Below are 26037 nucleotides of genomic sequence, written 5' to 3'. Positions count from 1 at the left end.
CCTCTTCAGCGTAGCGGAACGACCGGGTATCCGGCACTGAGCCAGGCCTGGATACCGCCGTTCAGGTTATACACCGTTCCAAACCCTTTTTCGGCCAGCAACCGGGCGGCCTGCGCGCTGCGACTACCCACTGCACAGTACACGTACACGGGTGTGGCTTTATCGAGTCCGTCGAGTTGCTGCTCAAAAAGGTCGCTACTGATGTCGAGTTGCTGGGCACCGGCAATTACGCCCCCACTTACTTCGGGACCGGTGCGCACGTCGATGAGTTGACGGGGAACCGTGCTGTCGAGGGCGGCTTTAAACTCGGTCGACGTCATGTCGATCACGGCCGACGGCCCGGTTCCCGAGCCGCATCCGGGCAACCAGAGTACCAATAGAATTAGAAAAACACGCATCGGGTGAGTTGTTTTTCTCACAAAATTCGCGCGCACACAGAACCAACTTTGTGACAAGAGTCACACAAGGCGGCTAATTATGGGAAAGACAAAATGGGCTACTAAAGGGCCTGAACCCGGCCCCTTAGACCGATTTACCCACCCGGTTGGTTCGGATACCAAACGGCAGATACAACGGGCAGAACCGAACCAGGCTTGTCAGTAAAAACACCCCGGCCAGCACCACCCCCACTACAGCCCAGATGCCGCTTAGCGTGCCCGTAGCCACTAAACTAATCACCACCAGCGCAACCAGTACGCGGATAATCCGATCGGCAGAACCCATGTTCGCTTTCATTTGTCGTCTGTTTTTTGAACAAAGAAAGCCAACCCTTAGGCAACACACTGTGACAAATATCACGCAAACAAATGATATTCAACAAAATGATGTATACTCAAATAAATGTCACTCACTTCTGAACATTAGATATTGGCCCCTAGACGTTAGACCTCCCTACAGAAAGGCAGTAAGTCTGATGTCCAGTGTCTAAAGTCCGAATGTCCGGTACAGAGCGAGTATCACCTGTAACTCACGTTAATTACAAAAAAGCGCGCATCATCCTCATACCGGGCTGATGCGCGCTTTTTATTGCTCGCTGAATGTTTAGTGTGGCAACCGATCCCGCAGGAGTCCGTAGGTCCAGGTACCGGCAATGGCACTCAGTAACGTAATGATCACAACCAGATACCCACTCCCAATCTGAGCAAACAACGGACCGGGGCAAGCCCCTGTCACAGCCCAGCCGAGCCCAAACATCAGCCCCCCGTAGATCTGCCCTTTGTTGAACGCTTTGGGGTGAAATTCAACGGTCTCGCCCGATAGGGTTTTAACGTTGAACCGCTTGATAAGCCAGATCGACAGCATGCCAACGGCTATGGCCGAACCAATAACCCCGTACATATGGAAACTCTGGAGCCGGAACATCTCCTGAATCCGAAACCAGGAAATGATTTCGGCCTTCACGAAAACAATCCCGAACAGAATCCCCACTACGGCATATTTCAGGTGCGCGAGCAGGCTTTCTTCCCGCTTCATATCGTTGGGTGCATCGCAAACCAACGGTTGTTTAATTTCTTCTAGTTGTTGCATGGTTGGTTACAGCAGTTTGAGGATGTAGGGTAAGATAAGGTGCGTCATGGCAAAGCCGCCCGCCATAAAGCAACAGGTAGCCACCACCGACGCCCATTGCAGGTTAGAAATGCCCATAATGGCATGCCCCGACGTGCAACCACCCGCCCAGCGGGTACCAAACCCCACCAGAAAACCACCCAGCACAAAAAACACAAACCCCTTGAGGCTAAACAACGTCGCAGTACTGAATAACTCAGCCGGCATCAGACCCGAAAAATCGGTGATACCCAGCGCCCGTAAATCGGCCATCGTAGCGGAGGCAATCACAATCGTGTCGGGGTTGGCCAACCATTGGGTTGCCACCAAACCGCCCAGCAGTACCCCGGCCACAAAAAACAGATTCCACATTTCGCGCTTCCAGTTGTACTGGAAAAACGGAATCCCGGCCGGAATACAGGCCGCGCAGATGTGCCGCAACGACGACGAGATACCAAATGATTTGTTGCCAATCAGGAGCAACACCGGCACCGTGAGGCCGATCAAAGGCCCGGCTACGTACCAGGGCCAGGGCTTTCGAATTAGTTCAAGAAACTCCATAACTCATAGGTGGTAATTAATCAGTACATTGAATTGACTCATATCGACCCGGTTGTACACATACCGGAGATTATTGTAAGTAGGCCCCTGAGCCCCTTTATATACCCATAACACCCCTGTTTCTAATCCGTTCAACTGTCCGGCAAAGGCGTAATTCAGATTCAGGTTTACCTGGCTGTAGGCAGGCAGGCCATATTTGTTGTGGCGGTACCGCTTCACATCGGGCAAGTGGTAATATCCCGCCCCAACCTCGGCCCGAAACCGGGTGCCGGGCGTCAGAATGACGTTAGCACTCAGGGCCGTCATATCACCGGTGCCCTCGCTTCGTTCACGGGTCAGAAACGTGTACCACGGATCGCGGCCCCACTCGCGGGGCATTAGAAACCGACCTTCAGCCGTAATCCGGGTCGCATTGAGGTGGGCTGTCCAGCGCGGAGTCTGGTACCCAACCCGCCCCGACACCGTGAGCGAGCGACTACCGGGCGGAATGTACGCTTTAGCCGGTTCGGGGTTGCCCCCTTCGCCAACGGCCCACTGCCGCGCGGCCTGAATCCCCAGCAAAATCCCTCGTTTGCCCCCTGCCGGCAGGTTTGCATCGGCCCGCAGGTAACTCATGTTAAACAGGTTAGCCACCCGGGTATCCCAGAGTTGCACCACTACCGGCCCGATCTTGTGCGTGAAGCCAAGTTGTACGATATGCCCCGACCGGGTGTTACCCGCGTATTGCGAAGCACGTCCCTCGGCATCAACACCCACGCCGTGCTGCCCCACACTTTGGCCGATACCGTACCAGCCGAGTGTAGACCGGGGCCCCATGCGCCACAGGTACTCTACCTGAATCCGGGTGTTAGGGGTCAGATCGTACTGCCCCACCAGCCCTTCGACCATCGTGGGAGCCAACCGACCGTCCTGCGGATTGATAAAGGGGGAACGAGGCAACTGTCGGCCTACCGTGAGCGAGCCTTTCGGGCCAAACCGCCACTGTGCATACAGCGATTCCATACGGTGCATGAGCCGGTGGCTGCCCGGCTGCCGGAGATCAAACAGGGCTGCTTCGTAGCGATTGGGCTGATTGGTGAGGGGATCGCGGGTGGCGAGGTCCGACGACAACAGGTTTTTACTCACAAACACAGTACCGCCCAGTTGCAGGTGCCGAAAGAAAACGGGCGTCTGATAACCCAGCCCCACCCCTACGCCCCAGGCGTACGAATCGGTCAGGCCGGTTTTGTTGTCGGTTGCCATGAACACCGACCGCACCCGGATCGGAAACCGCTCGCGCCCCAGCCACCGATTGGCCACCCGAAGCGAATCGGGGGGCTCTGCCCGGCCGGCCAAACTGACGCCCAATACACCCATACTAAGCCCTAACCTCCAAAATCGTCTGGCCATTCCCCGTTTCCCCTGTTAATCAAGTCAAGTTACCCGCACAAAACGCAAGCCACGCCATTCGGGTTTCAAACGGCCGCCAGTTCACCGGTTACCACCGGGTTCCCCTCGCGGACCCACTCGTTCATGCTGCCCGAGTAATTGCGCACATTGGTAAACCCGTGCCGCACCAGGAGAGAATACGCAATCGTCGCCCGGTCGCCCCCCTGACAGTAAATAACGACGGGTTTGTCGCGGCTAATTTTGTCCAGATTCCGTTCCAGCGTACCCACAAACACATTTTCGGCCCCCTCCACATGACCTTGCTTGTATTCCGAGGCTCCGCGCAGATCAACCACCTGCACATCGGCCCGGTTGAGGTAGGTTTTAAACGTCTCGATGTCGATCACATCGGCTCCAGCCAGCTCCATACCGAGGTCACTTACGGTATCGGTGTAGCCGTACACCTTATCGAGGCCAATGCGCATCAGTTTACGGGTCAGGTCTTCGATTTGTGCGTCGTCGGCCACGAGCATAAACGGCTCATCGTACGACATGAGCCAGCCCATCCAGGTCGCAAAGGCATTGTTGCCCTGAATGTTCAGGCTACCCGGCACAAACCCCTGTGCAAAAGCCGTTTTGTTCCGGGTATCAATCAGCTTCATCCCGTTCTGGAGGCCTTCGCGTACCTCGGCCGGGCTTAGTTTTTTCTGGGTCGGCACCTGAGTCAGCAACGGGCGATCTACTTTGTTCAGGGTTTTCATCCTGGCAAAATAGGTGGGCGGCTCGGGCTGATCGGTGAGCAGGTACTCCACAAACCCTTCGGGGTCTTCGTCGTACTGAAACGCCCAGTTACGTATTTTTTCGTACCCGACTGTTGTGCTCGGCACCGCACCCAACGCTTTCCCGCAAGCCGACCCCGCCCCGTGACCGGGCCATACCTGTACGTACTCGGGCAACTGACTGAACTGCTGCACCGACTGGTACATCTGCCGGGCACCGGCATCCTGCGTACCGGTCATACCGGCGGCTTTTTCGAGCAGGTCGGGGCGGCCAATGTCGCCCACAAACACAAAGTCACCCGTGAAAATCATGACCGGCGCGTCGGTAGCGGGGTGGTCAGTGAGCAAAAAGCTGATGCTCTCTGGGGTATGACCGGGGGTATGGAGCACCTTCAGGGTCAGGTTACCCACCCGGATCACATCGTTATGCCGCAGGCCCTCGTGAGCAAACGCATAGGCCCAGTCGGGGCCGCCTTCGTCTGAGAGGTAAAGAGTAGCCCCGGTCAAAGCCGCCAGTTCGCGGGCACCCGAAAGGAAATCGGCGTGGATATGGGTTTCGGTGACGTGCGTAATCCGAAGGCCGTTTTGTTTGGCCACATCGAGGTAGGTATCGACATCCCGCTTGGGGTCAATCACAATGGACTCGCCGGTTTTCTGGCATCCTATCAAATAGCTGGCCTGTGCCAGGGTTTTGTCATAAATGGTTTGAAAGAACATCGTGCTAACTGGTTTATGGTTTGTGGTTTTTCGTTTGTAGTGTCTCGTTGGGCCTTCACCCACCGGCGCGAAACTCATGGTCCGTCATTACGGTGGTCCGTCACTACGGTGGTCCGTCGCCACGGCAAACCGTTGTAATTCAATTATTCAACTGATTATGAAACAAAAGTAGACGCCCTACCGCCCCTGTTCAGTGACTTTTGTTACGCAGATCGGGCGAAAAGAATAATTCGCGGCTGATGATGTAAACACCCATGATGAGCACAAACCAGCCAAACGCTTTTTTGAGCCGGGCACTCGCTACATACCGCGACAGGTACATACCCACAAAGATGCCAACCACCGATAGGGCCGTAAATTCGAGCAGAAACGCCCAGTCGATATGCAGATTAGCCACATCGCCTACGAAGCCAATGAGCGATTTAGCCGCGATAATGAGCAGGGAAGTGCCCACAGCCATGCGCATGGGCAAGCGGGCCAGCACCACCAGGGCCGGAATAATCAGGAAGCCGCCCCCGGCCCCCACGATCCCCGTCAGCACGCCCACCACGGCCCCTTCGAGACCAATGAGCGGGTAGTTGAACCGGGGCTCCTCGTCTTCGGTATCGGCTCCGTTGCGGCTGTCCCGCAGCATGGAGTACGAAGCCGCCAGCATCACGAGGGCAAAAAACACCATGATGCCGATGTTTTTGGTGACGGTCAGGTCTCCCAACGTAAACAGCACGTCGGGGATAGCGGGTACAATGTATTTTCGGGTAAGAAAAACGGCCGTGAACGAAGGAATGGCGAAGATGATCCCGGCTTTGTAATCGACCAGTTTCTTGCGCATGAAATTGACCGAGCCCACGAGCGAGGTCACGCCCACAATAAATAACGAATAGGCCGTTGAGATAACCGGGTTAATCCCCAGCAAGTACACCAATACGGGCAGGGTCAGGATGCTGCCCCCTCCGCCAATCAGCCCGAGGCTGACACCGATGAGTAAGGAGGCCGAAAAACCGGCCAGTTGTAATGAGGTCATAGTCGCTCCAGTAATATAGGATAGCGAAATACGGCCTCGCGGCACGCCGGTTCCGTGACAAATGTTACACGAACCCCACTTTGTCTACTTTAGCATATCAATTTTGTTGCGCATCAGCTTCAATACCCCGTTTTTTTCGAGCTGCTTGAGCAGTCGGGAGATTACCTCACGTGAGGTGGCCAAATCCTGCGCAATCTCTTCGTGGGTAATCGACAGCACCCGGCAACCGCAGCTCTGCACTTTCTTGTGCAGGTACGCCAGCAACCGCTCGTCGAGCTTATGAAAAATCACCTCGTCGACCGTGGCCAGCAGATTGTCAAATCGTTTTTGGTAAGTCTGAAACACAAACTGTTTCCAGGTCGAGAACCGGCACATCCACTCATCGACCTTATCAACCGGAATGGCAATCAGCTCGGTGTCTTCTTCCACTACGGCCGTAATTTCACTTTGCTTGCTACCCAGACAGCACGTCAGCGACATGGCGCAGGCATCCATCCCGCCGAGGTAGTACAGCAGAGCCTCGCGGCCTTCTTTGTCGGGGCGCATGATCTTCACCGAGCCGTGCAGGATGATGGGCACCGACCGGATGTATTCGCCCGGCCGGATCAGATACGCCCCGGCCGAAACCCGTTTGTACTGCCCCGCCTTCGCGATTTCGTCCAGCAATAAATGCTCAAACTGCCCGTTCAATCGTTCCTGCAAAAACTCGTTCGTTAATTTCATAGTGGGTACTCACCTCAGTTGTTTGCCCCTGCAACACGAAAGCCGGTCGTTGAGTTGCACGCAATCATCAGGCTATTTCTTTCCCGCCTGATAAAGAACACGTCGGCATCTGACGCCTATCAGAGCGCCTTAGCCAACTGACTGTCACCTTTGTACAGCCAACTGACGAGTGTCGGCTGGCTGTACATCAACCTCTTTTCATCATGAAAACCGTGTACCAACTTTCCCGGTTTTGTGTCGGCCTGCTGCTGTTGCTGGGGCAACCGTTCGCGTGGGGGCAAACGAATCTGCCCGACCCGCAATGGAGTGTTTCGTTCAGGTCGTCGGAGTCAATGGCCAATCGCATCGTGCTTCCCGCCAGTGGCAATCTGGTCACGGGCGGCATCGAATACAGCCTATCGGGCGATACCATCCGGCCCATCAGCGGATTTACCTACCCAATTGGCAGCACTGCCGACGGGGGCTATATCACCCTGTACAGTGGTATCATTTATATGCAGTCGGGCCTCGACCCGCGCCGGTTTGAAGCCTGGTGGGGTTTGCAAAAACTGGATGCGGCCGGGCGGTTGGTGTACACCCGTGAGTGGTACCACACGTATGGCCCCGGTGGCCCTATGTACCCCGACTTCTTCAACATCCGCAGCATCACCGGCACTACCGACAACGGATTTTTGATTCTGAACGCCAATGGCACCCTGACCAAATACAATCCCGACGGCAATCCGAGCTGGAACCGGCAATTTACCGCCCTCAACCGGGCCGGAACCTCGGTCAATGTGCAACTCGAAACGCTGCTCGTCACCCCGGATGGCGATGTATTACTGGGCGGCTCAATTCCCGGCAGTGGGGCTTACCCAACCGACCCCAGCGGTCCGGCAACAGGCTGGATAGCCCGGCTCGACCCGGCCGGCACGGTGCGCTGGGAGAAACCGGTCGATGCGCTCTCGGCAGCCGGTCAAAACCGGGTTCGGTCGACCTTCAGCATCACCGACATCAGCCCGGCGGCCAACGGCAGCGGGTTTGCACTCGCAGGTATTGGCTACGGATTCTCGTCGCTCGTACAGGCTCCCAACCGGGCTATTCTGCTCGAAATTGACGATATGGGGACGGTGAAACGGGGTAAGGCGATGAGTACCATCGACGCGACAACCCCCTACCTGACAACCTACACGGGAGCCGATGGCAAGGTGTGCTACATACTCGGCAACACTTACCCCGGTCCGGATTTCTACGACTACCGACTCTACAAAATAAGCGCCGACCCCATTGCCAACCCCGACGATCCGGCATTTCTGGCAACCCTCGCCTTCCGCGACTACAGCCTCTCCACTACGTACATCGAACGCCTGACCGACGTGGCCGTAGCAACCGACGGCGGGCTCGTGTTGACGGGCACCACCGGGACCATCAAACTCAAACCCGAACGGACGGTAGCCTCGCCACTGGTGCTGCTCTCCCCGGTCTACAATTGCCAAACCGGCCAAATTACCTTTCTGACAAGCGGGGGGGATGGATCGCCGATTACATTTGAAGCCCCCGGCATCAGCCGCACATCAGCCACTGCCACCACGGGGGAGGTGGAGCCCGGTCTGCGCAACGACCCCAAACCGATTCCAATTCAGGCCCGACAAGGGAACGTAGCGATTTCGGTTCTGTTCGACCTGAACCGGGCCTGCACCAACGCCGTAACCCCGTTACCACCGGTCCTGAACCGCCCGATTCCAACCCTCCGGCTGACCGTCGACGACGTCACAGCGCTACGGCAAGGGTTTCCTATCGGACAGTATTTCTCCGACCCGACCCCCTACGAGCTTAACTATAATTCGAACTGGCAGCTGACCGTGGTCGGCCTCCCCGCTGGGCTCTCCACATTTAGCCGCAACGACGTTGGCTCATATAGCCCCGTCTGGACTATTGTGGGCACCGCCCGAACCGTGGGGGTCTATTCGGTTACCGTAACCGCGAGCACAGCCGCTTTCCGCGACAAACCCGTGGTAACGACGTTTACGATTGAGGTAGTGCCGCCCACACCCCAGCCGCTGGCGCTTTACCTTCCCGTGTACAATTGCCAGACGGGGGCCATCAGCCTGCGCGTGACCGGGGGAAACGGCTCTCCCATTACCTACGTAACGCCGGGTATCGGGCGGGTAACCCCTACCGATAGCATCGGTACGGTAGAGCCGGGGCTGCGTGCCGACCCTAAGCCAATTCTCATTCAGGCTACCCAAAGCGGCCTGACCACAACGTACCTCTTCGACCTGCCCGGCTACTGCCAAACCGCTCCACCCGTAGGTGGCCTTCAGCTACTGCCTCCTGTGTACAACTGCGCTACGGGCGCCATTACGTTTCGGACGTGGGGTGGCGACGGCTCACCGGTTGAATTTATGGCTCCCGGCATTACTGGCTGGACAACCAACCCCAACGCGTTTGTGGACCCGGCCAGCCGTACAGCCACTGACATTGAACCATTTACCATTACCGCCCGGCAACGTGGGCAGACGGTTTCGATTCGGTGGGACCTGAAAGCTACCTGCGGGCGGGCGCGTCTGGCCGGGGCTGAACCCGACAGCCGCCTGAGGGTGCAGGTATTGGGAAACCCGGTTGAAAGCGTGCTTCGGGTTCGTATCAGTAGCCCGACAGACGAGCCCCTCGACCTTCAGCTCACCGATGTACAGGGTCGGATGCTCGACGGACGACGGGTGGCTAACCCACAGGCACAGCCCGAGCAAACGTTCCGCCTGCAACCCGGCGCACCGGGCGTGCTGCTCCTACGGGCCACCAACGGCGGGCAAACCGAGACCGTTCGGATTGTACACCAGTAACAGCATATTGTACCAAAAAGGCCCTCGCTTGCAAGTGAGGGCCTTTTTGGTGTTCATACTGGTGGGGCTTAAACCCGTTCGAGGAGCCACCACAGAGGTTTCCGGCGTTTTACCACTTTGTAGTGCGTCTGTACGTATTTGCGAATATGTTCCTGAGCCTCGGCCACATCGTCGGTCAACAGCACCAGTTTCAGATCCTGCTCGCTGATGGTGCCCGCCTTGAGCATATCGCCCATGTAGTCGACCAGGGGCTGATAGTATTCGCGGCCCATGAGCACCACCGGAAAATTATGCACCACGCCCGTTTGCACAAGGGTAAGCGTTTCAAATAGCTCGTCCATCGTACCCCAACCGCCGGGCATCACCACAAACGCGTAGGAGTACTTGAGCAAAAGCACCTTACGAACAAAAAAGAAGTCGATCGTGACGCTGGTGTGCAGGTATGGATTAGGTTGCTGCTCAAACGGCAGCCGGATATTGCACCCCACCGAGCGCCCCCCGGCCTCGAAGGCACCCCGGTTAGCGGCTTCCATCAGCCCCGGCCCTCCGCCCGTCATCACGGTAAAGCCCAGTTCCCCAATGGCCCGCCCAACATGCCGGGTTTGTTCGTAGTAGGGGTGCCCCTCCCTAAACCGGGCCGAGCCGAAGACCGTTATACAGGGCCCCACAAAATGGAGGGTTCGGAGTCCTTTGAAAAACTGCCAGGCAATCTGCACAACAAACCGAAGTTCGGAGCGCCGATCTTTGGGACCATCGAGCGATTGCGTAAGTCCGTCGCGGAGCAACGGGCGAATGGGTGGCCGGGGGTTAGCCTGTACGGTAGAGTCAGGAGCCATGAACGAGTGAGCGTGTGCAGGCCACGTTTGGTTAAGACCGGGCTGCCGGATGATGAACGTCGGCGGGCCGTGGCGGCAATGGGCGATTAAATACTTCAGTGGACGCTTTTTCGGGCCTGTGGACAGCCACATAAAGAAAAAGCCCGTAATGGACACCACTACAGGCTTAATTAACTACCCAGTTAGCAACGTATTCCAGCCCTAAAGCTGAGCTGCTATTCTCCCTTTGTAAGCGTCTAATCCAATTCAAAAGTATGGCGTCTCCCCTCGCCAAACACTGCGTTTAGTCAGATCTCTGGCTGATTTTGGTCAATGTTCTCTTTTCGGTCATGCCAGACTGATACGCAGATGACATAGATCAGGCCCATTTCCACAGATTTATAACCACTGTTCAATACTGAAGAATTGGTACGCGGATAACACAGATTGGGCAGATGTACGCCGATTTGTTTTATCAATCCGTAAAATAGGCCCGAGCCGCGTCATCCGTGTCCAATTCGTATCCATTGGCTAAGGGCATGGACCGAGCCGTTTTACCCCGTCAGGGGTTTTCCGATAAGAAACCTAACTCGGCTCCACGGCTTACAGGCACGCCCGCCCACCCCCCCTCACAAACGTGCAAAGCCACCGGCCCCGATCACCACCGTGATAAAATAGCCATTGGTTGCATAGCGCGGCAGGGTGGCCGAGAGCGTTTCGGTGTCGCCCGACCAGTTGGTGGCAATCGGGCTAAACTGGTACCCCGCCCGAAAACCCAGCAGAAGACCACCGTTACGTTTGCGGTCGTCGCTATCGATGCGGAACGCAAGCCAGTCGGCCCCGATGCCCAGATGCAGGTTGAAATTTGGCAGCATAACCGTCGACTCATTCAGGCGCTCACCGGTAGGGCTTTGCTCATACTGAGTTAGCCCGATCACCGAAAAACCAGCCCCCAAACTTGGGTACAGCCAGAAACGGGGTTTGTCGAGCACAATCCGCCCCGCCTGAATCAGACCGCCCCCGCTGAAGGGTTCGGCCCGGAGCCCATTTTGCGCCATAGTCCGGCGGGCCATCCCGTAGCCCCCTCCGCCCACGACGTATTTGTTCAGCCGGGCGTACCCTTCGCCCCCGACACACAAAAAATCGTTACCCAGCGGAGCCAGCCGGGTCGACGATACAGCCGCCAACGCCCGGCCAGATTGATGCAGGTTGGCATAGCCGATCCGAAAAAAACCAGCGCCCCCGTACAGGCTCGTTTTCTGGCCGTAACCAGGTAGAACACACGTCAGGAAAAGGCCCAAAAAGATAGCGTAGCGGTTCATGGCATTGGCGAATCAAATGAATGATGAATAGTGTAAAATGAACAATGTATAGAGTAGGACGAATAAGATAAAGCCTGATAACCAGCAGACAACCCCATTATTCATCATTCATTGTTCATTCTACATTTTACGGTAAAGTTGGGCGATGCAGGTGACTCTTATTGTGAAGCGGGTCAGGCCGGGGTGTGATTCTGGTAGGTTGCGGGCCTGACAAGAGTCACCCGGTCCCCTAACGGCCATCACAGTTCAACGCCCGCATCGGGCCCAATTTTACATCGTCGGTTACACCCAACTGACGCCCATTCACCCCGACGCCATGAACCATATCCTTGTCCCAACCGACCTTAGCCCGCTCGCCAACGAGGCCCTGCCCGTTGCGGCCAGCCTCGCCCGCCAGTACGGTGCGCAGATCACCCTGTTGCATTACGTACCGTACAATCTGGCCACACCCGGCCTGACCGAAGCTCCGCTGCCCCTGGCCAACTACATAGATGAGCAGGAAGCCGAAGCAACGCAGGCTCTACAGGCCCTGTGCCAGGCCCCGCAGTATGCCGACCTGACCATAAACCCGCTTGTGACCACCGATAGCAAAGGGCTGTACGGCGTAATGGCCAGCTACCCTGCCGACTTGATTGTGATGGCCTCGCGTGGGGCAACCGGCTGGGCCGAGTGGCTCGTTGGCTCCAATGCCGAGCAGGTGATCCGACGGGTACACTGCCCCGTGCTGGTGGTGAAAGAAGGACAACCCAACTTTGCTCCGAAGCGGGCTATTTGCGCCATTGATGTCGATGAGCGGCTCAAAACGCACCCCGCCTGGCCCTTTCATCTGGGCGATGGGGTGCGGCAGTACGTGTATGTGCTCACGCCCACCGACGCCCGCGTACCCGAAGGCATCCGGGAGTTCATGACCGAACTGGCTACGGCGCAGCACCTGACCAATTACGAATTTACGTTTGTGAGCAGTGCCGATGTACCGGGCGGCATTCTGGAATTTGCGGAGAAACAGGCGGCCGACCTGATCCTCCTGTTCACCCATCAGCACGACGGCCTCTGGCACCTGCTGAGCGGCAGCGTCGCCGAAGATGTGGTCAACCATGCTACCATCCCCGTATTGGTTATGCCCTTGGGCGAAAACAACTAACCGAACCATTCACCCCCGTTATGCTAAGCCACTTAACCGAAGAGGTAATCAATCACATGCTCACCAGCCAATGGTTTGGGCGGTTGGGGTGTGCGTCGGGCACGGAGGTGCTGGTGGTACCGGTCACGTACCTGTACGATGGGCATTGCCTGTACGGCCACACCCGCGAGGGCACCAAAACCCGGCTGATGCGCGAGAACCCCAACGTTTGCCTGGAGGTCAATGAGGTGGTATCGCCTACGTACTGGCGCAGCGTAGTGGTACATGGGGTGTACGAAGAACTGACCGGCGACGACCGCGTGTACGCCCTGCAACGATTGGGCAATCGGATGGCACCGCTGTTTGCCCACGAAATCACGTCGCTGGAAAACTACCAGGGCGAGACGTTTCTGGGCTCCGGTGCCCCCAACACCGTGGTGTACCGAATCCGAATCACGAAAAAAAGCGGCCGCGCCGAACAACGATAAACGAGTGAGCCGGGCTTCTGCCGAAAGCCCGCCCGGCTGATTATGTAGACAGAGAAGGGATGTAGGAACAAAAAGCGGGTCTGGATACTCGCTTTTTGTCTTTTATAGCGATCATCGATATGTGTAAAACGAACCGCGCTTCCACTAATATGCATCAGGTTATACGCAAACAAAAAAGCCGGGTGCCAGCGCCTGAACCGCTTGTTACACCCGACTTTCCTATTTTTTAACCACTTGTAATAGACTCTTCACTAACCCAAAGCTGTCTGGGCAAAAACGCTATGAACGCTTCAGCACATCGACGCCTTTGTGACGCCTTCTGCGCGCTGCCCTTCAAAAAAAGTTAATTTATTAAGCAGGCTCCGACCAATCTGCTCCAGCGCTTCGGCGGTCAGGAACCCCTGATGAGCCGTCATCAGCACCCTCGGATGCCGCCGTAACTGATTGAGCCGTTCGTCGGCTACCCCCTCCAGCGACCAGTCTTTACCAAACCAGCTCGCTTCGTTTTCGTACACATCGGTGGCATAACCCGCCAGTTTGCCCCGGTTGAGGGCCGCCAGCAGGGCGTCGGTATCCACCAGTTTGCCCCGGCTCGTATTGACCAGAATCGCCGACGGTTTCATCAGGGCGAGATTCCGGGCGTCGATCAGGTGGTGGGTGCGCTCGTTGAGGGGGCAATGCAACGCCACCAGATCCGACTCGCTCAGCACCTCGTTGAGCGATGCGTAACGCAGGCCCGTACTCATGAGTTTGGGCTGAGGCCGCACATCGTAGGCCAGTACCGTACAACCAAACCCCTGCATAATCTGGCAAAACGCCCGGCCAATATGCCCCGTCCCGATTACCCCCACCGTTTTGCGGTGCAACTCGGTGCCGACGAGCCCATCCAGCGAGAAATTACCCCGCCCAATCCGGCTACGGGCTTCGGGCAAGTGCCTTAACAAGGCCAACAACAAAGCCACGGCGTGCTCGGCTACGGCGAAGGGTGAGTAATCGGGTACGTTGATCACCTGGATACCCAGCCGCTCGGCCGCATCCAGGTCCACGTTATCAAGACCAGCGCAGCGCATAGCCACCACCTCAACGCCTGCGTTTTTGAGCCCTTCGAGGGTCAGTTTGCACAGGTTGTCGTTGACCGACGCACAAACCGCCCCGCACCCTTCGGCCAGGCGCACATGGTATGGCGTCAGCGGTTCGTCAAAGAAATAGATCTGATGATGCCCCTGATGGCGTTCATACCAGTCTCGCTCAAAAAGCTTCGTATTGAAAAACGCGATTTGCATGATCGTCGACGGTTTGTGTTTAGGCAAAGGTAGCCCACCGGGTAGCCTCCTAAACATGACGTTTCTCAGGTATATGCCTGATTCGGACGGTAGCCTGCCCCGAAGGGCTTGTGAGCACAATCAACCCCGTCTGTGAGTCTGGTCATGCCCCTCAAAGGCCTAAACAGATTCATTTGCCGTGTACATTAAGCCTTTGTTCGCATGAAAACGATTGTCGTTCCGATCAACCTCGCCAATACCGACCCCAAAGCCTTACCCGTTGCCGCCGATATTGCCCGGCTCTACGGGGCTCAACTGATTCTGATCTCGGTGATTCCCCAGCCGATACACCAGCCTGTATTGGCGGGCGAAACGTCAGAAAGCCCCAAACCGGAGCCGCTTCAGACTCTGGAACAACTGGCCGCCCCTCTCCGGCAACAAACCCGGCACGAGGGCCTCACGATCAAACCCACGGTTACCTACTCCGACCAGAACCCGGCTGAGGTGGTGGCTGGTCTTGCCCCTGACCTGATTGTACTGGGCGCACGGAATGCGGGTTTCTGGCAGGAGTGGGCGAGTGGTACCCGCGCCGAATCAATGGTGCGGCAGGCCCCCTGTCCGGTGTTGGTGGTGAAACAGCCCATTGCGCATTTCAGCCCCCGAAACCCGGTAGGAGCACTTGATCTGGACGAGAACATGAAAAAGCGGCACGTGCTCCCGTTTGGTGTGGGCGAGGATGGACTGAGCCGGTTTGTGTATGTATCGACGCCCGCCGATAACCGGTCGCCCGAGCAGATTCGCGACTGGGTAGGCGACTGGGCGCGTATGCAGGGGTACGCGCAGTACGAGCTGGCTATCCGCTCCGACCGTACCGTATCTGAGGGCATCCTGCACTACGCCGACGAAACCGGGGCCGACCTGATTGTACTGTACACCCACGGCCGGGCGGGTGGGCACGCAAGCGTTGCCGAAACTGTGCTCCGGCACGCCCAGGTACCCGTGCTGATTATGCGTATGTAAAGTAGGTGCATGGTTTTTGGTTTATAGTTTTTGGTTTACGTGAATTGCGGACTGAACTTACCGCAACCCATTACCTGACAGCGCGTTACCAACTCGTGTAACTTTGGCAGGCTCAACCAAAAACTATAAACCAAAAACCTTAAACCTTAAAAAAGCACCATCGGCACGGGATCGGTTTGGAGGGGGAGCGTCAGCACGGCCATGCCTGCATGGTTGGCCACATCTTCGGCAATACTCCCTTGCAACAGATGCCGCAGCCCCTGTCGCCCATGCGTACCCAACACCACCAGATCGGCTTGGTGGGTCTGGGCAAACCGCATAATCCCCGCTTCTACCTCCAGTTCGTTAAGCTCGGTCATCGACGTCACGCCCAGGTGGTAACGCTTCACGAAGTCCTCCATGCGGGGTTGTATGTCGTGGCTGGCGGTAAACCGACCTAGCGTATTCACAAAGAGCAGGTGGAGTTGCGGGAAATCGTAACTATCAAGCAGTTCGTGAATAAAGTTCATGCTGGCGTCGTACACATCGGTGAAGCTTGACGCAAACACTACTGAGCGCAGGTCGAGGTAATGCAGCGGATTTTTCAGCACCAGTACCGGAATGCGGGCGTGTCGGATCATCCGCTCGGCGTTGGAGCCCAGTAAGGTTTCTTTGAGCCCTCCCGCCCCCGACGAGCTCATCACGATCAGGCCAGCGCCCGCAAAAGTCGGTTGGGTGAGTACCTCCGTCACATCCGTCCCTTCAACCAGATGAGTCTTCACCACAACACCCTGTAAGCAAGGCAGTTGCTTAAGCTGCTCAAACCCGGCAGCAATGGTTTCGGTCAGCATGTCGGCGTTGGCGCTCGCGGCTTCGAGTGTCGGAACGGGCGTCCAGCCGGTAGCCAGGGGTGGGCTTTGTACGTGTACCAGATCCAGCCGGGCATTGAAAAGTTTGGCTAACTGCGCGGCAATGGGTAATGCCTGTTGCGACTGGGCCGAGAAATCGGTGGGAAATAAAATCGTTTTCATCAGGAAAGAAATGTAAGGATGGTCTTTGTACTGGATATTAGATGTTGGACATTAGACGTTGGACCGCCATATATACAGGTAGTAAGTCTAACGTCCAGTGTCTGAAGTCCGAAGGTCCAGTACTGAAAAGGATGGTATGTACCAAAAAGGACTGAACTACGGTTCAATGGGTTGGGCAAAAAAATCCGTTTGGGTACCGGCATCGGTCGCTTCGTTGATCCACCGAAGCAACTCGTCGACGTCGGTTTTGTGAAAGAGCTCGGTGCCGTGATTCAGGGTGGCGGCCGTGCCGCAGGCCACCCCCAGGCGCACCATGTTGTGGTACGATTGGCCGGTCGACAGGGCAAACACCATTCCCCCCACCACACTATCGCCCGCGCCCACGGTACTCACCGATTTTACAGGCGGGGTCGGTACGTACTCGAACCCCTGGGCCGTAACCAGCAACGCCCCCCGCGGACCGAGCGATACCACCACGAGGGTGCATCGGCCTTCGCCAATCAGCTGCCGGGCGGATTCGTGCACCTCACTCGCATTGAGCCGGTCTTTACCGACCAGTCGGGCCAGCTCACCCACGTTTGGTTTAAGCAGAAAAACCCCTTCGGCCACGGCCTGCTTCAATGGTTCACCCGAAGTGTCGAGCACAAACCGAATCCCTTTCTGTTTGGCCCACCGGGCTATCTGCGCGTAAAAATCGACGGGCAGGCCGGGTGGCAAACTCCCACTGCCTACCAGGTACTCAATAGGCCCTGGCAGGGCTTCCAGAGCCTCCAGACAGGCGGTTCCTTCGGCCGGGCTTAGCGCGGGGCCGGGCGTACCGAACCGGTATTGTAGGCCTGTACTGTTTTCGGTCACCACAAAGCTCTCGCGGGTGAGCCCTTCAATACCGATAATCTGGTAATCGACTCCTTCGTCGGCCACCAGTTGTTCGAGCGAAAGGCCCATAGGCCCACCGGCCGTGAACACGGCCTTCGACTGGCCACCGAGCCGACGAATGGCTTTCGACACGTTGATGCCGCCCCCACCCGCATCGTATCGGGGTTGGGCGCAATGTAATTTCTGCGTAGGCGTAAGCCGGTCGACGCTCGTGCTGATATCGACGGCCGGGTTGGGCGTGAACGTAACGATCATACAAAGGGATGTGTTGGCCCACCCGAAACCACACGCGGGCAGGCCGATTTACAAAGACGAAACTATCCGGTTTTGCCTCGGCCGAAAATGACATCCGTCAGCTTGTTGATTGAGTTTACAAGTGAGCGGGCGTTGGCTACAATCACTTATTTTGCGGTCTATCCATTCCGGTCTTTATTCAACCCGTACCCGTTGTCGGCCGCTCGTTTGCCAACGGGAACGCAACCCGCCCGATCCGCATGCCTCAACACGCAGATAATCAACCCAATACCCCTCCCCCACCTCCGCACCGCCCCTGGCATTCGTTTGCCGTTACCGAGCTGTTCGAGCACCTGCAGAGCAGTCGACAGGGGCTGACGCAAACCGAGGCTGCGAACCGACTGGCGCAATACGGCCCCAACGTGTTGCCTCAGAAAAAATCGGTTACGCTTGTCGAGATTGTGCTGCGGCAGTTTATGAGCCCGCTTATTTACGTGCTGCTGTTTGCAGCCGTTATTGCGTTGATTCTGAGTGAATATGTCGATGCCGGCTTTATTGCGGTGGTGCTCCTGTTCAATGCTGCCATGGGTGCCTACCAGGAGTGGCGGGCCGAAACCAACGCCAACGCCCTGCAACAGATGATTCGGATTCGGGTGCGGCTCCGGCGCGACAATGCCGACGAAGAAGCCGAGGCCGAAACCCTCGTACCGGGCGATGTAGTGCTGCTCGAATCGGGCAATAAAGTGCCAGCCGACATCCGGCTGATCAAAAGCACCCAACTGAACGTCGAAGAAGCCCTCCTCACGGGCGAGTCGTTGCCGGTAGCCAAAACGAGTCAGCCCCTTGAGCCAAGTGAGCTACCCCTTGGCGACCGGGCTAACATGGTATTTGCGGGGACCACCGTACTCACCGGCCGGGCAACGGGCGTAGTGGTGGCCACGGGCATGCATACCGAAATCGGCCGGATAGCCGCCAGTTTGCAGTATCTGGAACCGACCAAAGCGCCCCTCGTGGAGCGGATGGAAGCGTTTACCCAGAAAATCAGTGTCGTTACGCTCATCACCTGTCTTTTTATTGGCGTTGTGGGCTACTGGCAGGGCATGAGCCTGACGCAGGTTCTTTTTCTGGCCGTCGCCGTAGCCGTTTCGGCTATTCCCGAGGGCCTACCCATTGCCATGACCGTGGCCTTATCCATCGGTACCCGCCGGATGGCCAAACGAAACGTGATTATCCGAAAACTCACCGCCGTGGAAGGCCTCGGCAGTTGCACCTTCATCGCAACCGACAAGACGGGTACGCTCACCGTGGATGGGCAAACCGTACGGCAGTTGGTTTTACCTGACGCGCGCACCCTGACCGTAACGGGAGAGGGCTACAACGGTATCGGGCAGATTCTGGACCCCGCCGGGCAACCCGCCCCCGTGCAGGGCAGCCTGGGCGAATTGCTCGAAGCTGTAACTGTTTGCAACGAAAGTAAGCTCGAACACCGGGCCGATGGCTGGCACTATCAGGGTGATGCCGTCGATGTGGCTCTGATGGCCTTGTCGTACAAAGCGGGCCTTTCGCCCGGCGACCTGCTCCAGTCGGTTGAGCGGGTGCAGCAAATTCCGTTTGAGTCGGAGCGGAAGTACGCGGCCGTGTACTATCGGCGCGCCGGGTCGCTGCGTATTGCCGTAAAAGGTGCCCTCGAAACTCTATTGCCCGCCCTGCAAACCGAAGACGCCGACGCCCTTGTGACCCGGCACGACGCCCTGGCTGCTAACGGATTCCGGGTACTGGTGGTAGCGGGTGGGCCGGTCGACACAATCGACGAAACGACATTACCACCTCTGCAACTTCTCGGTTTGCTCGCCCTCATCGACCCGCTGCGCCCTGAGGCCAAAGCCGCCGTGCAGACCTGTCAGGAGGCTGGCGTAACCGTAGCTATGGTCACCGGCGACCACCCGGCTACGGCCCTCTACATTGCACGCGAACTGGGCCTTGCCGAACACAAAGAGCAACTCATTACGGGGGCCGAACTGGCCGAAGCCGCCCGGCAGGGATCGTTTACCGACTTCGTCGAGACCGTAAACAGTCGGCGGGTGTTTGCGCGGGTGTCGCCCCAGCAAAAACAGCAGATTGTGGAAACCCTGCAGGAGTCGGGGCATTTTGTGGCCGTTACCGGCGACGGGGTCAACGATGCTCCGGCCCTCAAAACAGCCCATATCGGGATTGCGATGGGCTACGGTACCGATGTAGCCAAGGAAACAGCCTCGATGATTATTACCGACAATAATTTTGCGTCGATTGTGGCGGGTATTGAGGAAGGCCGGAACACCTACAGCAACCTCCGCAAAATTATTTACCTCGCCATTTCGACCGGGGCCGCCGAGATCATGCTCGTAGCCCTGGCGCTGATTTTCGGTCAGCCAATCCCGTTTTTACCGGTGCAGCTTTTGTGGCTCAACCTAGTCACCAACGGCATTCAGGACGTCGCCCTGGCATTTGAAGCTGGTGAGCCCGGCCCCATGCAGCAATCGCCCCGCAAGCCTTCGGAGGGCGTGTTTAATCCGCTCATGATCCGGCAGAACCTGCTGGCGGGGGGCGTCATGACGCTACTCACGTTTGGTCTCTGGTACCACCTGCTCAACAACCTCGGCCGCTCCGAATTCGAAGCCCGCAACCTTATTCTGCTCCTGATGGTGTTGCTCCAGAACTTCCACGTGTTCAACTGTCGCTCCGAAACCCGCTCGGCCTTTGGTATTCCGTTGCGCAACAACTACGTGCTGGTGCTGGGGGTACTGGCCCTACAGGCGCTTCATATCGGGGTGATGCACATTCCGTTTATGCAGGAACTGCTGAAAATTGCCCCCGTATCGCTCAACGACTGGGCTAAGCTGGTGCCCACGGCGGCAATCGTCCTCGTGGTGATGGAGTTGTTCAAATGGTGGCAGCGCCGGGGGCATGCGTCAGGCGCCTGACGCATACAAAAAAGAGCCAACGGGCGAACTTTCCGACCTACAGCCGGGTTTCTACTATGCACGCCCAAGGTGTGTCATCTGGGGTCGACCGGAATTGACAGCTTGCTGAGGTCGCGTGTAAGCATGCCGGGAGTTGACGGAATTTCCCGCCCAAACAAATCGTCAAAACAATAACTGGCGAGTATAACTACGCCATGGCTGCCTAATCCGGAGGATTAAGCACTAGCCATCGTCTCCCCGGCCTACGTGCTGCTGGCTGGATCAGGGGGCGTCGAACCGCAGCGCTGGTTGGTCTAATGGTATTAACACCCAACGAGATCCAAGTACCTACGGCGATTGGTCGGTCTGATCCGAACCAGCCTTTTGCCCGACAATCCAATCGAATCTAAGCATGTAGAAAGCACGACGGGTTCCTTGACTGGACGAGGGTTCAAATCCCTCCGACTCCACCCCGCGAAAGCCTGTAAGTTTTGACTTACAGGCTTTTTGTTATGTGTAGCTATTCAAGTAGCTTCAGATTAAACGCTTGCAATAATTGAGATACCAGCTTGCTTACCAGGAGCTGTCTTGATTGAATGTCACTCGTTAACTCACCAGTAATGGGTAAGTCAACGGCTCGAATACAAATGGGGATGTTGTTGAGGAGGACAGAATTAACATGAAATGTTTCTCCCCCCGTTTGTTCCTGGCCGTAGCTGAGGGGGTACAAAAGTAGTACATCCCGGGTTTCCTGCCGTAACCCGTAGCTGACCATCTGGTACAGATCGCTTTGGCTAATTCCCGCTTTCTTATCGGGTAATGTGCTCCCCCGTACTTTGTACTTGGTATCAGCCACTAACCGTGTTTTATCGGGGTAGGTCAGCACGAGATCGCTTTTTACCTGGAATATTTTTTCCTGGGTGAGCCACTCAGTTTTTTGAGGAGAGACGCTCACCTTATGGCCAAGGTACGTTTCGGATACGCCCAGGATGAAGTCCTCGAACACATAATCCATAGGGAGCAAAAAGCAGAAATGCCGATGGTGGGTTTCGGGTTGGGACAGGTAGCTATCAGAGAGAAAGAACCGGCACATGTCCACACATACCTCATAATCTGCAAAGTAGCGGTTCAGGTGCAGGGTATCGCAATCCCGGGCAATAGCGGGAACATCATCTACCTCATCTAAGATAAAGATGAGCTTCTCCAGAGCCCGGTGCGTATCAGTAAACCGGCACACCTGACTCAGCGAACGAGCCACGTATTTGATGATCTGGTTCAGCCGGTTATTAAATACGAAGGGTTCGTAATCACACACCAGCTGGTGCCAGTTACCCCGGCTCACACTGGTGTTAATGTACTGCTGGGTATTCAAACGCCCCCGCATGTAGGGAATCGTGTCGGTAACCTCCTCGTACTGGTGGTAGGGAGCTGAACCAACCAGCTGGTGGGTGAACTGAGCGAAATAGTGAATGAGTGCTTCGGGGAACTCATCGATAGATTGGGTATCACTCAACAGGTCTGTAAAGGGGAACCGGACCCGTTTGCAGTATGATAACCACCATAACAGGTGTCTAAACGCTTTATCACTCTGTTCAGGCTTAAAGAGCTTGGGAATGATCTGAATGGTAGTATCCTCAAACTGAATAAAGCCAACGTACTTACCCGCTTTAAGGGTGGGTTGCCCCAGTTTGGGATCATACCCAATGGTTAAAAACTGCTGTTCGGAGGACTGTTTTACATCGGGGTTCTCATCAAACTGGGTACGGGTATGCCACACTCCGTTCAGGTAAGCACTCAACGAAACCACATTGATCGCTGAATCCGTTGGGAGAGTGTAGGTCTGGTACTCAACCAGGTTGATTAGCTGTCTCATTGGTATACTCGATCTGATAAGTAAGCTCGTTGATGGTGCAGTTTGTACCCGCTTCCTTGAGTACCTGTAACACCAGATCCGTACGGCCATTAAAGTATTCCATCAGCAGAGGTATCACCCGGTTATCCATGACCGATTTAAGTTGAGCATCCGTTTTACCTATGAAGTAAGCATGACCAATGAGGAAATCCGCTGATTTCTTATGGTTGAGGATCACCTTGTTCAACCGTTCCATTAGGGCTTTCGCTTGCGGGGTAGCATGTAGCAGCTCGGAGTTAGGGTATTTACCCACGAACTCGAAGCGTCTGCGGAGCGCAATGTCCAGCAGAGCCAGCGATTTATCGGCAGTGTTCATCGTACCGATGAGGTACAGGTTGGGCGGGACCGAGAAGGGTTCTCCATTGGGTAGGGTAACGGTAAGCTCGTTGGGCTCCCCCAATCGTTTATCCTCTTCTAACAGAGTAATCAACTCACCAAATACACGGGAGATGTTTGCTCGGTTGATTTCATCGATAATAAGCACAAAGTTCTTTAATGGGGCGGGTGGTCTTTCAACCTTCCTTCTACCAATGCGATGTAATGTATTAACAAGAGCTTCATAATACGGCCCTTCTTTATCGACCTCTTTCTCTTCCAGATATAATTCTTTTAATGTTTGTACAGAGAGATACCGAGCGTCTTTCTTGGGGGACTGATGTTCCTTCTTCGCTGATTCACGAAAGTAGAGAGCTTTGTATTTCTGTTGGTAATCAATTAGATAAAAAGCAATTTCTTCATCTACGTAGATCGGAAGCTCTTTTCCAGATGTAACGGGTGTAATAAAGTCCGAAAATAATTCTTCAAACGGGATTAACTCGACTACGCTTGCTTGCTGAAAACTTCCTAAAAAATTGCTGGTTGCCCTTTTTGCAATTTTCAGAAATACACCTTGATGGTCTTTGAAACTTAGGCCATTCGTTGATGAGTTGAGTTCCGGTCTTATGCCCACTACGAAATCTTCGTAGGTGTAGTTCTGGTGGAAGGTAACAAACTCGATTTGTCCGTCCTTTCGCAGTACATCAAAGCGCTGTTTGTACTGTTGGTGGTTCCCACTTAAAGCACCATCAATTATTTCAACCGCTAACTCGATGGTTGTATAGGTTTTTCCTGTACCCGGTGGACCGTAGAGGATGATATTTTTGGGATGGGTGGATTCTGGTTGAGCTTGAGCCATTTTGAGGATAAGTTCGTATTGGTAGCGGGTAGCGGTGAAGTTGGTGCCTTGATTGCCCCCATTAAACCCCGTAAAAGCGGGTAAGTCCTGCAACTGAGGTTTCAGAATGGGTTTGTCCCAGAGGTTATGTTCAATATTGATCTTTACCCGTTGGGTAGGTTCCGTTAGTACCTGGGCGGTTTGGTAGTATTGTTCTCCGGATTCATCCGTACCTGTGTAAATCTCCGAAGCAACCTGTGCCAGTGCATAACAGCCCGATTGCTTACCCACAACCCAAAGAATGATTTTATCCCCGGGTTTTATCGTTTGTGCGTGAGCCGCTACCCGCCACGTTCGGAGCGCGTTGTCCTTCAATGAATCGACAATCCTGAATTGAGCGGGATTACCCTGAAATATCCAGTAATTGGTTTGTTCTTCCGAGGGTAAATTAACGGTTGCAGGTCCTTCCCAGTACGCTTCATCCACAATTTTGTAGAAGGGCCTCTTGTCAAACTCGCGGATTGCTTCGAGCAGCTGTCGGTACTCATTCCAGGTAGTAAACTGATTGGGTAACTTTCGCTTCTGTAGCCAGGATCGGGTTTTACCATTGATCGGGAAATAGAGCTCGGGGCGATGCTTGAAGAGTGATTCGGATACCTTACCCATGCTGGTCCGCTTGATGGTAAGTACAGAATTGAACACATCCTCGGTAACGGTATTCGTTTCAACCTGTTGGTACAGATTGCGTAGTTTATCTATGTCCTCCGATTGTCGTTCGTATGAATATCCAAACAACCAGACCCGTTGGTTCTGTTGAAAGTAGAGCCCTGATAAGCCCGTTGGTAAAGCGGTGCTGATCGACAACCATTCTTTTAACCGGGCCAGCACAGCAAGCTGTTTTTCTTTCCTTCCAATTCCTGTAAACGATAGAAATGTATACGGGTCCATTTTGGTCAGGGGAAACTCATTCTGATGAGCGTCCTGATCAACTAATCCCCGCAGTTTCTGAACCATTAACACTTTTTGGGTCAGATCGGTCAATTGGGAGGAAGTAAGGCCATTTAGTTTAGTGCATAGTTCGCTATAGAAGGGAATCCACGAATAATCTCCCCTATCCGATTTTTCGTCAGGTTCGAATAGCTGGTCAATTGTTTGCTCCAACTCTTCAATAGCTGTTTCAAGCTTTTCGACGGGAATAAAAAACTCATGGTTCATCCCGTGGTCCTTAATAGCCTGATCGATGATTGGTTTGTGCTCTGTGAGGTAGGTTAGCAGGGCTGCTTTCCAATCCGTACTCTTATAAAAGTATTGAAATTTCTGAGTGCCGATTGTTTTGAATTGATCCCACCCAATTTGATCGATAACCTGCTTGTAAACCGGATACTGATGGTCCAGTTTAGGATCGTTAAATACAATCTCCAGAGCACAGTATGTAACTTTCTGTTGAGCGGTATCATAACCTACTTCAAATCCGACACTTCGCGTTTTATTGTTTCCATTGTGAGGAGCATACATCCCCACGAAGATGTAGAAGTCGTTCCCCGTAAACAGATAAAGATGCTTCGGACGTTTCGCAGAGTTGTTATTGCGAAGAGAGTAGGTAAGGTTTGCTTCGGGGTGGTCCTTGCGGTATTGTTCCAGAAACTCAAAAATCGCACGGTGGTAATCTGTAATGTTCATGGGGCGGACTAGGAAACTTGGAAGGGTTAATCAAAAAAATTCAACTATCCGGTTTCCTGTTAAACCGGAATATTCGTTTGGGACGTGCTTGAGTATCCCCCATAACTACAGAATATAAACCTAAGCAACTACACCCCTGACGAGCCATTACTCGAAGACAGCACTAAATCTCTTCCTTCACGGTGCCGCACTTGAGCATCTTGTCGCCGTAGTAGGGGTTGCGAACTTCCCGCTTGTCGCTGAGCCACGAGGCCCCTTTGCCCCCGGCTGCCATGGGGCAGTATTGCACATAGGCCTTACCGGGCTTGGTCGCTTTGGTGAGGGTAATCATGTTGGTCGACAGCCCTTCGAACTGTTTCCGCTGGACTTCAACATCCGAGGTTTTGGCAATGGCGGCCGCCTGCGTTTTGGCGGTCGACAATAGGGGCCGGGCCGAAGCGGGCAGCGCGGCCGCATCCACTTTACCCAGGGCAGCAATAAGGCTTTGGGCCTCGGCTTTCGCCTTGCCTGCATTGGTCGCCACCAACGCATCTTTCACCGAATAGTACGCCGACAAGGCGGGGGTCAGGCTCTGGGCCGAAAGGGCCAATGAACAGAATGTCAGGCTAAGGGCCGTGATGGCTAATCGAATGGTTCTCATGCATTTAGTCCGTTTTTGAGGGGTAAATTC

Annotated in this window: 21 protein-coding genes and 1 other RNA gene; 6 read left to right on the top strand and 16 right to left on the bottom strand. The window is 55.2% G+C overall.

Features of this window, described 5'->3' with window-relative positions; genetic code table 11:
- Positions 1-5 precede the first annotated feature (5 nt).
- The 8 genes from RUDLU_RS0101730 to RUDLU_RS0101695 all read right to left on the bottom strand — a co-directional run bounded on the left by RUDLU_RS0101730 (position 6) and on the right by RUDLU_RS0101695 (position 6714).
- A complete protein-coding gene (locus RUDLU_RS0101730; RefSeq protein ID WP_019986617.1) occupies positions 6-398 on the bottom strand; it encodes a rhodanese-like domain-containing protein in 393 nt (130 codons plus the stop codon).
- A gap of 124 nt (positions 399-522) precedes the next feature.
- Positions 523-735, bottom strand: coding sequence for a YgaP family membrane protein (locus tag RUDLU_RS0101725; protein WP_019986616.1), 213 nt, complete (start codon positions 733-735; stop codon positions 523-525).
- Positions 736-1041: 306 nt separating this feature from the next.
- A complete protein-coding gene (locus RUDLU_RS0101720; protein WP_019986615.1) occupies positions 1042-1527 on the bottom strand; it encodes a DUF6691 family protein in 486 nt (161 codons plus the stop codon).
- A gap of 6 nt (positions 1528-1533) precedes the next feature.
- A complete protein-coding gene (locus tag RUDLU_RS0101715; protein ID WP_019986614.1) occupies positions 1534-2106 on the bottom strand; it encodes a YeeE/YedE family protein in 573 nt (190 codons plus the stop codon).
- Between the two features lie 3 nt (positions 2107-2109).
- Positions 2110-3495 (bottom strand): hypothetical protein, encoded by a 1386-nt coding sequence (locus RUDLU_RS0101710; RefSeq protein WP_157580068.1) that lies wholly within the window; start codon positions 3493-3495, stop codon positions 2110-2112.
- A 65-nt stretch (positions 3496-3560) separates the two neighbouring features.
- A complete protein-coding gene (locus RUDLU_RS0101705; protein WP_019986612.1) occupies positions 3561-4970 on the bottom strand; it encodes an MBL fold metallo-hydrolase in 1410 nt (469 codons plus the stop codon).
- A gap of 190 nt (positions 4971-5160) precedes the next feature.
- Positions 5161-5991, bottom strand: a complete 831-nt coding sequence (locus RUDLU_RS0101700; protein WP_019986611.1) for a sulfite exporter TauE/SafE family protein — start codon at positions 5989-5991, stop codon at positions 5161-5163.
- A gap of 84 nt (positions 5992-6075) precedes the next feature.
- Complete coding sequence (locus RUDLU_RS0101695) at positions 6076-6714, bottom strand: Crp/Fnr family transcriptional regulator (RefSeq protein WP_019986610.1); 639 nt, start codon at positions 6712-6714, stop codon at positions 6076-6078.
- A gap of 203 nt (positions 6715-6917) precedes the next feature.
- Here RUDLU_RS0101695 and RUDLU_RS28590 point away from each other — a divergent pair, with 203 nt between their 5' ends.
- Positions 6918-9536 carry a T9SS type A sorting domain-containing protein gene (locus tag RUDLU_RS28590; protein ID WP_019986609.1) on the top strand — a complete coding sequence of 873 codons (2619 nt, stop codon included), beginning with the start codon at positions 6918-6920 and terminating at the stop codon, positions 9534-9536.
- A 68-nt stretch (positions 9537-9604) separates the two neighbouring features.
- Here the strand turns inward: RUDLU_RS28590 and RUDLU_RS0101685 are convergent, their stop codons facing one another.
- Positions 9605-10372 (bottom strand): LOG family protein, encoded by a 768-nt coding sequence (locus tag RUDLU_RS0101685; protein WP_019986608.1) that lies wholly within the window; start codon positions 10370-10372, stop codon positions 9605-9607.
- A gap of 608 nt (positions 10373-10980) precedes the next feature.
- Complete coding sequence (locus RUDLU_RS0101680) at positions 10981-11673, bottom strand: hypothetical protein (RefSeq protein WP_019986607.1); 693 nt, start codon at positions 11671-11673, stop codon at positions 10981-10983.
- A 316-nt stretch (positions 11674-11989) separates the two neighbouring features.
- Between RUDLU_RS0101680 and RUDLU_RS0101675 the strand changes: the two genes are divergently transcribed.
- Both RUDLU_RS0101675 and RUDLU_RS0101670 read left to right on the top strand, forming a co-directional pair.
- Positions 11990-12814: a universal stress protein gene (locus RUDLU_RS0101675; RefSeq protein WP_019986606.1), complete on the top strand. Its 825-nt coding sequence runs from the start codon at positions 11990-11992 to the stop codon at positions 12812-12814.
- A gap of 20 nt (positions 12815-12834) precedes the next feature.
- Positions 12835-13281: a pyridoxamine 5'-phosphate oxidase family protein gene (locus RUDLU_RS0101670; RefSeq protein ID WP_019986605.1), complete on the top strand. Its 447-nt coding sequence runs from the start codon at positions 12835-12837 to the stop codon at positions 13279-13281.
- 290 nt (positions 13282-13571) lie between these two features.
- Here the strand turns inward: RUDLU_RS0101670 and RUDLU_RS0101665 are convergent, their stop codons facing one another.
- Positions 13572-14564: an NAD(P)-dependent oxidoreductase gene (locus RUDLU_RS0101665; protein WP_019986604.1), complete on the bottom strand. Its 993-nt coding sequence runs from the start codon at positions 14562-14564 to the stop codon at positions 13572-13574.
- A gap of 201 nt (positions 14565-14765) precedes the next feature.
- On the opposite strand from RUDLU_RS0101665, the gene RUDLU_RS0101660 reads away from it, so the two are divergent.
- Positions 14766-15563 carry a universal stress protein gene (locus tag RUDLU_RS0101660; protein ID WP_019986603.1) on the top strand — a complete coding sequence of 266 codons (798 nt, stop codon included), beginning with the start codon at positions 14766-14768 and terminating at the stop codon, positions 15561-15563.
- Positions 15564-15709: 146 nt separating this feature from the next.
- Here the strand turns inward: RUDLU_RS0101660 and RUDLU_RS28585 are convergent, their stop codons facing one another.
- The gene (locus tag RUDLU_RS28585) at positions 15710-16573 is read right to left on the bottom strand and encodes a universal stress protein (RefSeq protein ID WP_019986602.1); all 864 of its coding nucleotides are present in this window, start codon (positions 16571-16573) and stop codon (positions 15710-15712) included.
- Between the two features lie 156 nt (positions 16574-16729).
- On the bottom strand, positions 16730-17704 hold the full coding sequence (locus tag RUDLU_RS0101650) for a 1-phosphofructokinase family hexose kinase (RefSeq protein ID WP_019986601.1): 975 nt from the start codon (positions 17702-17704) through the stop codon (positions 16730-16732).
- Between the two features lie 239 nt (positions 17705-17943).
- Between RUDLU_RS0101650 and RUDLU_RS0101645 the strand changes: the two genes are divergently transcribed.
- Both RUDLU_RS0101645 and ssrA read left to right on the top strand, forming a co-directional pair.
- Positions 17944-20643, top strand: coding sequence for a cation-translocating P-type ATPase (locus RUDLU_RS0101645; protein ID WP_019986600.1), 2700 nt, complete (start codon positions 17944-17946; stop codon positions 20641-20643).
- Positions 20644-20723: 80 nt separating this feature from the next.
- Positions 20724-21095, top strand: a transfer-messenger RNA (tmRNA) gene (ssrA, locus tag RUDLU_RS29110).
- 47 nt (positions 21096-21142) lie between these two features.
- Here ssrA and RUDLU_RS0101640 read toward each other — a convergent pair.
- From RUDLU_RS0101640 to RUDLU_RS0101630, 3 genes are all read right to left on the bottom strand, one after another.
- Positions 21143-22495 (bottom strand): McrC family protein, encoded by a 1353-nt coding sequence (locus tag RUDLU_RS0101640; protein ID WP_019986599.1) that lies wholly within the window; start codon positions 22493-22495, stop codon positions 21143-21145.
- Positions 22470-25367: an McrB family protein gene (locus RUDLU_RS0101635; protein ID WP_019986598.1), complete on the bottom strand. Its 2898-nt coding sequence runs from the start codon at positions 25365-25367 to the stop codon at positions 22470-22472. The genes RUDLU_RS0101640 and RUDLU_RS0101635 overlap by 26 nt, the downstream gene beginning before the upstream one ends.
- 163 nt (positions 25368-25530) lie before the next feature.
- Complete coding sequence (locus tag RUDLU_RS0101630) at positions 25531-26007, bottom strand: DUF3347 domain-containing protein (RefSeq protein WP_019986597.1); 477 nt, start codon at positions 26005-26007, stop codon at positions 25531-25533.
- Positions 26008-26037 lie beyond the last annotated feature (30 nt).

Source organism: Rudanella lutea DSM 19387 (assembly GCF_000383955.1).
GTDB classification, from domain to species: Bacteria; Bacteroidota; Bacteroidia; order Cytophagales; family Spirosomataceae; genus Rudanella; species Rudanella lutea.
Note: the sequence above shows the minus strand (reverse complement) of the source record. Positions and strands in the feature narration are given on the sequence as shown.

Coding starts and splice junctions, on each gene's coding strand:
- RUDLU_RS0101660 (WP_019986603.1), top strand. CDS start 14,766: ATGAAAACGATTGTCGTTCCGATCAACCTCGCCAATACCGACCCCAAA.
- RUDLU_RS0101675 (WP_019986606.1), top strand. CDS start 11,990: ATGAACCATATCCTTGTCCCAACCGACCTTAGCCCGCTCGCCAACGAG.
- RUDLU_RS0101720 (WP_019986615.1), bottom strand. CDS start 1,527: ATGCAACAACTAGAAGAAATTAAACAACCGTTGGTTTGCGATGCACCC.
- RUDLU_RS0101715 (WP_019986614.1), bottom strand. CDS start 2,106: ATGGAGTTTCTTGAACTAATTCGAAAGCCCTGGCCCTGGTACGTAGCC.
- RUDLU_RS0101670 (WP_019986605.1), top strand. CDS start 12,835: ATGCTAAGCCACTTAACCGAAGAGGTAATCAATCACATGCTCACCAGC.
- RUDLU_RS0101705 (WP_019986612.1), bottom strand. CDS start 4,970: ATGTTCTTTCAAACCATTTATGACAAAACCCTGGCACAGGCCAGCTAT.
- RUDLU_RS0101630 (WP_019986597.1), bottom strand. CDS start 26,007: ATGAGAACCATTCGATTAGCCATCACGGCCCTTAGCCTGACATTCTGT.
- RUDLU_RS0101730 (WP_019986617.1), bottom strand. CDS start 398: ATGCGTGTTTTTCTAATTCTATTGGTACTCTGGTTGCCCGGATGCGGC.
- RUDLU_RS0101650 (WP_019986601.1), bottom strand. CDS start 17,704: ATGATCGTTACGTTCACGCCCAACCCGGCCGTCGATATCAGCACGAGC.
- RUDLU_RS0101700 (WP_019986611.1), bottom strand. CDS start 5,991: ATGACCTCATTACAACTGGCCGGTTTTTCGGCCTCCTTACTCATCGGT.
- RUDLU_RS0101710 (WP_157580068.1), bottom strand. CDS start 3,495: ATGGCCAGACGATTTTGGAGGTTAGGGCTTAGTATGGGTGTATTGGGC.
- RUDLU_RS0101685 (WP_019986608.1), bottom strand. CDS start 10,372: ATGGCTCCTGACTCTACCGTACAGGCTAACCCCCGGCCACCCATTCGC.
- RUDLU_RS0101635 (WP_019986598.1), bottom strand. CDS start 25,367: ATGAACATTACAGATTACCACCGTGCGATTTTTGAGTTTCTGGAACAA.
- RUDLU_RS0101680 (WP_019986607.1), bottom strand. CDS start 11,673: ATGAACCGCTACGCTATCTTTTTGGGCCTTTTCCTGACGTGTGTTCTA.
- RUDLU_RS28585 (WP_019986602.1), bottom strand. CDS start 16,573: ATGAAAACGATTTTATTTCCCACCGATTTCTCGGCCCAGTCGCAACAG.
- RUDLU_RS0101640 (WP_019986599.1), bottom strand. CDS start 22,495: ATGAGACAGCTAATCAACCTGGTTGAGTACCAGACCTACACTCTCCCA.
- RUDLU_RS0101645 (WP_019986600.1), top strand. CDS start 17,944: ATGCCTCAACACGCAGATAATCAACCCAATACCCCTCCCCCACCTCCG.
- RUDLU_RS28590 (WP_019986609.1), top strand. CDS start 6,918: ATGAAAACCGTGTACCAACTTTCCCGGTTTTGTGTCGGCCTGCTGCTG.
- RUDLU_RS0101665 (WP_019986604.1), bottom strand. CDS start 14,564: ATGCAAATCGCGTTTTTCAATACGAAGCTTTTTGAGCGAGACTGGTAT.
- RUDLU_RS0101695 (WP_019986610.1), bottom strand. CDS start 6,714: ATGAAATTAACGAACGAGTTTTTGCAGGAACGATTGAACGGGCAGTTT.
- RUDLU_RS0101725 (WP_019986616.1), bottom strand. CDS start 735: ATGAAAGCGAACATGGGTTCTGCCGATCGGATTATCCGCGTACTGGTT.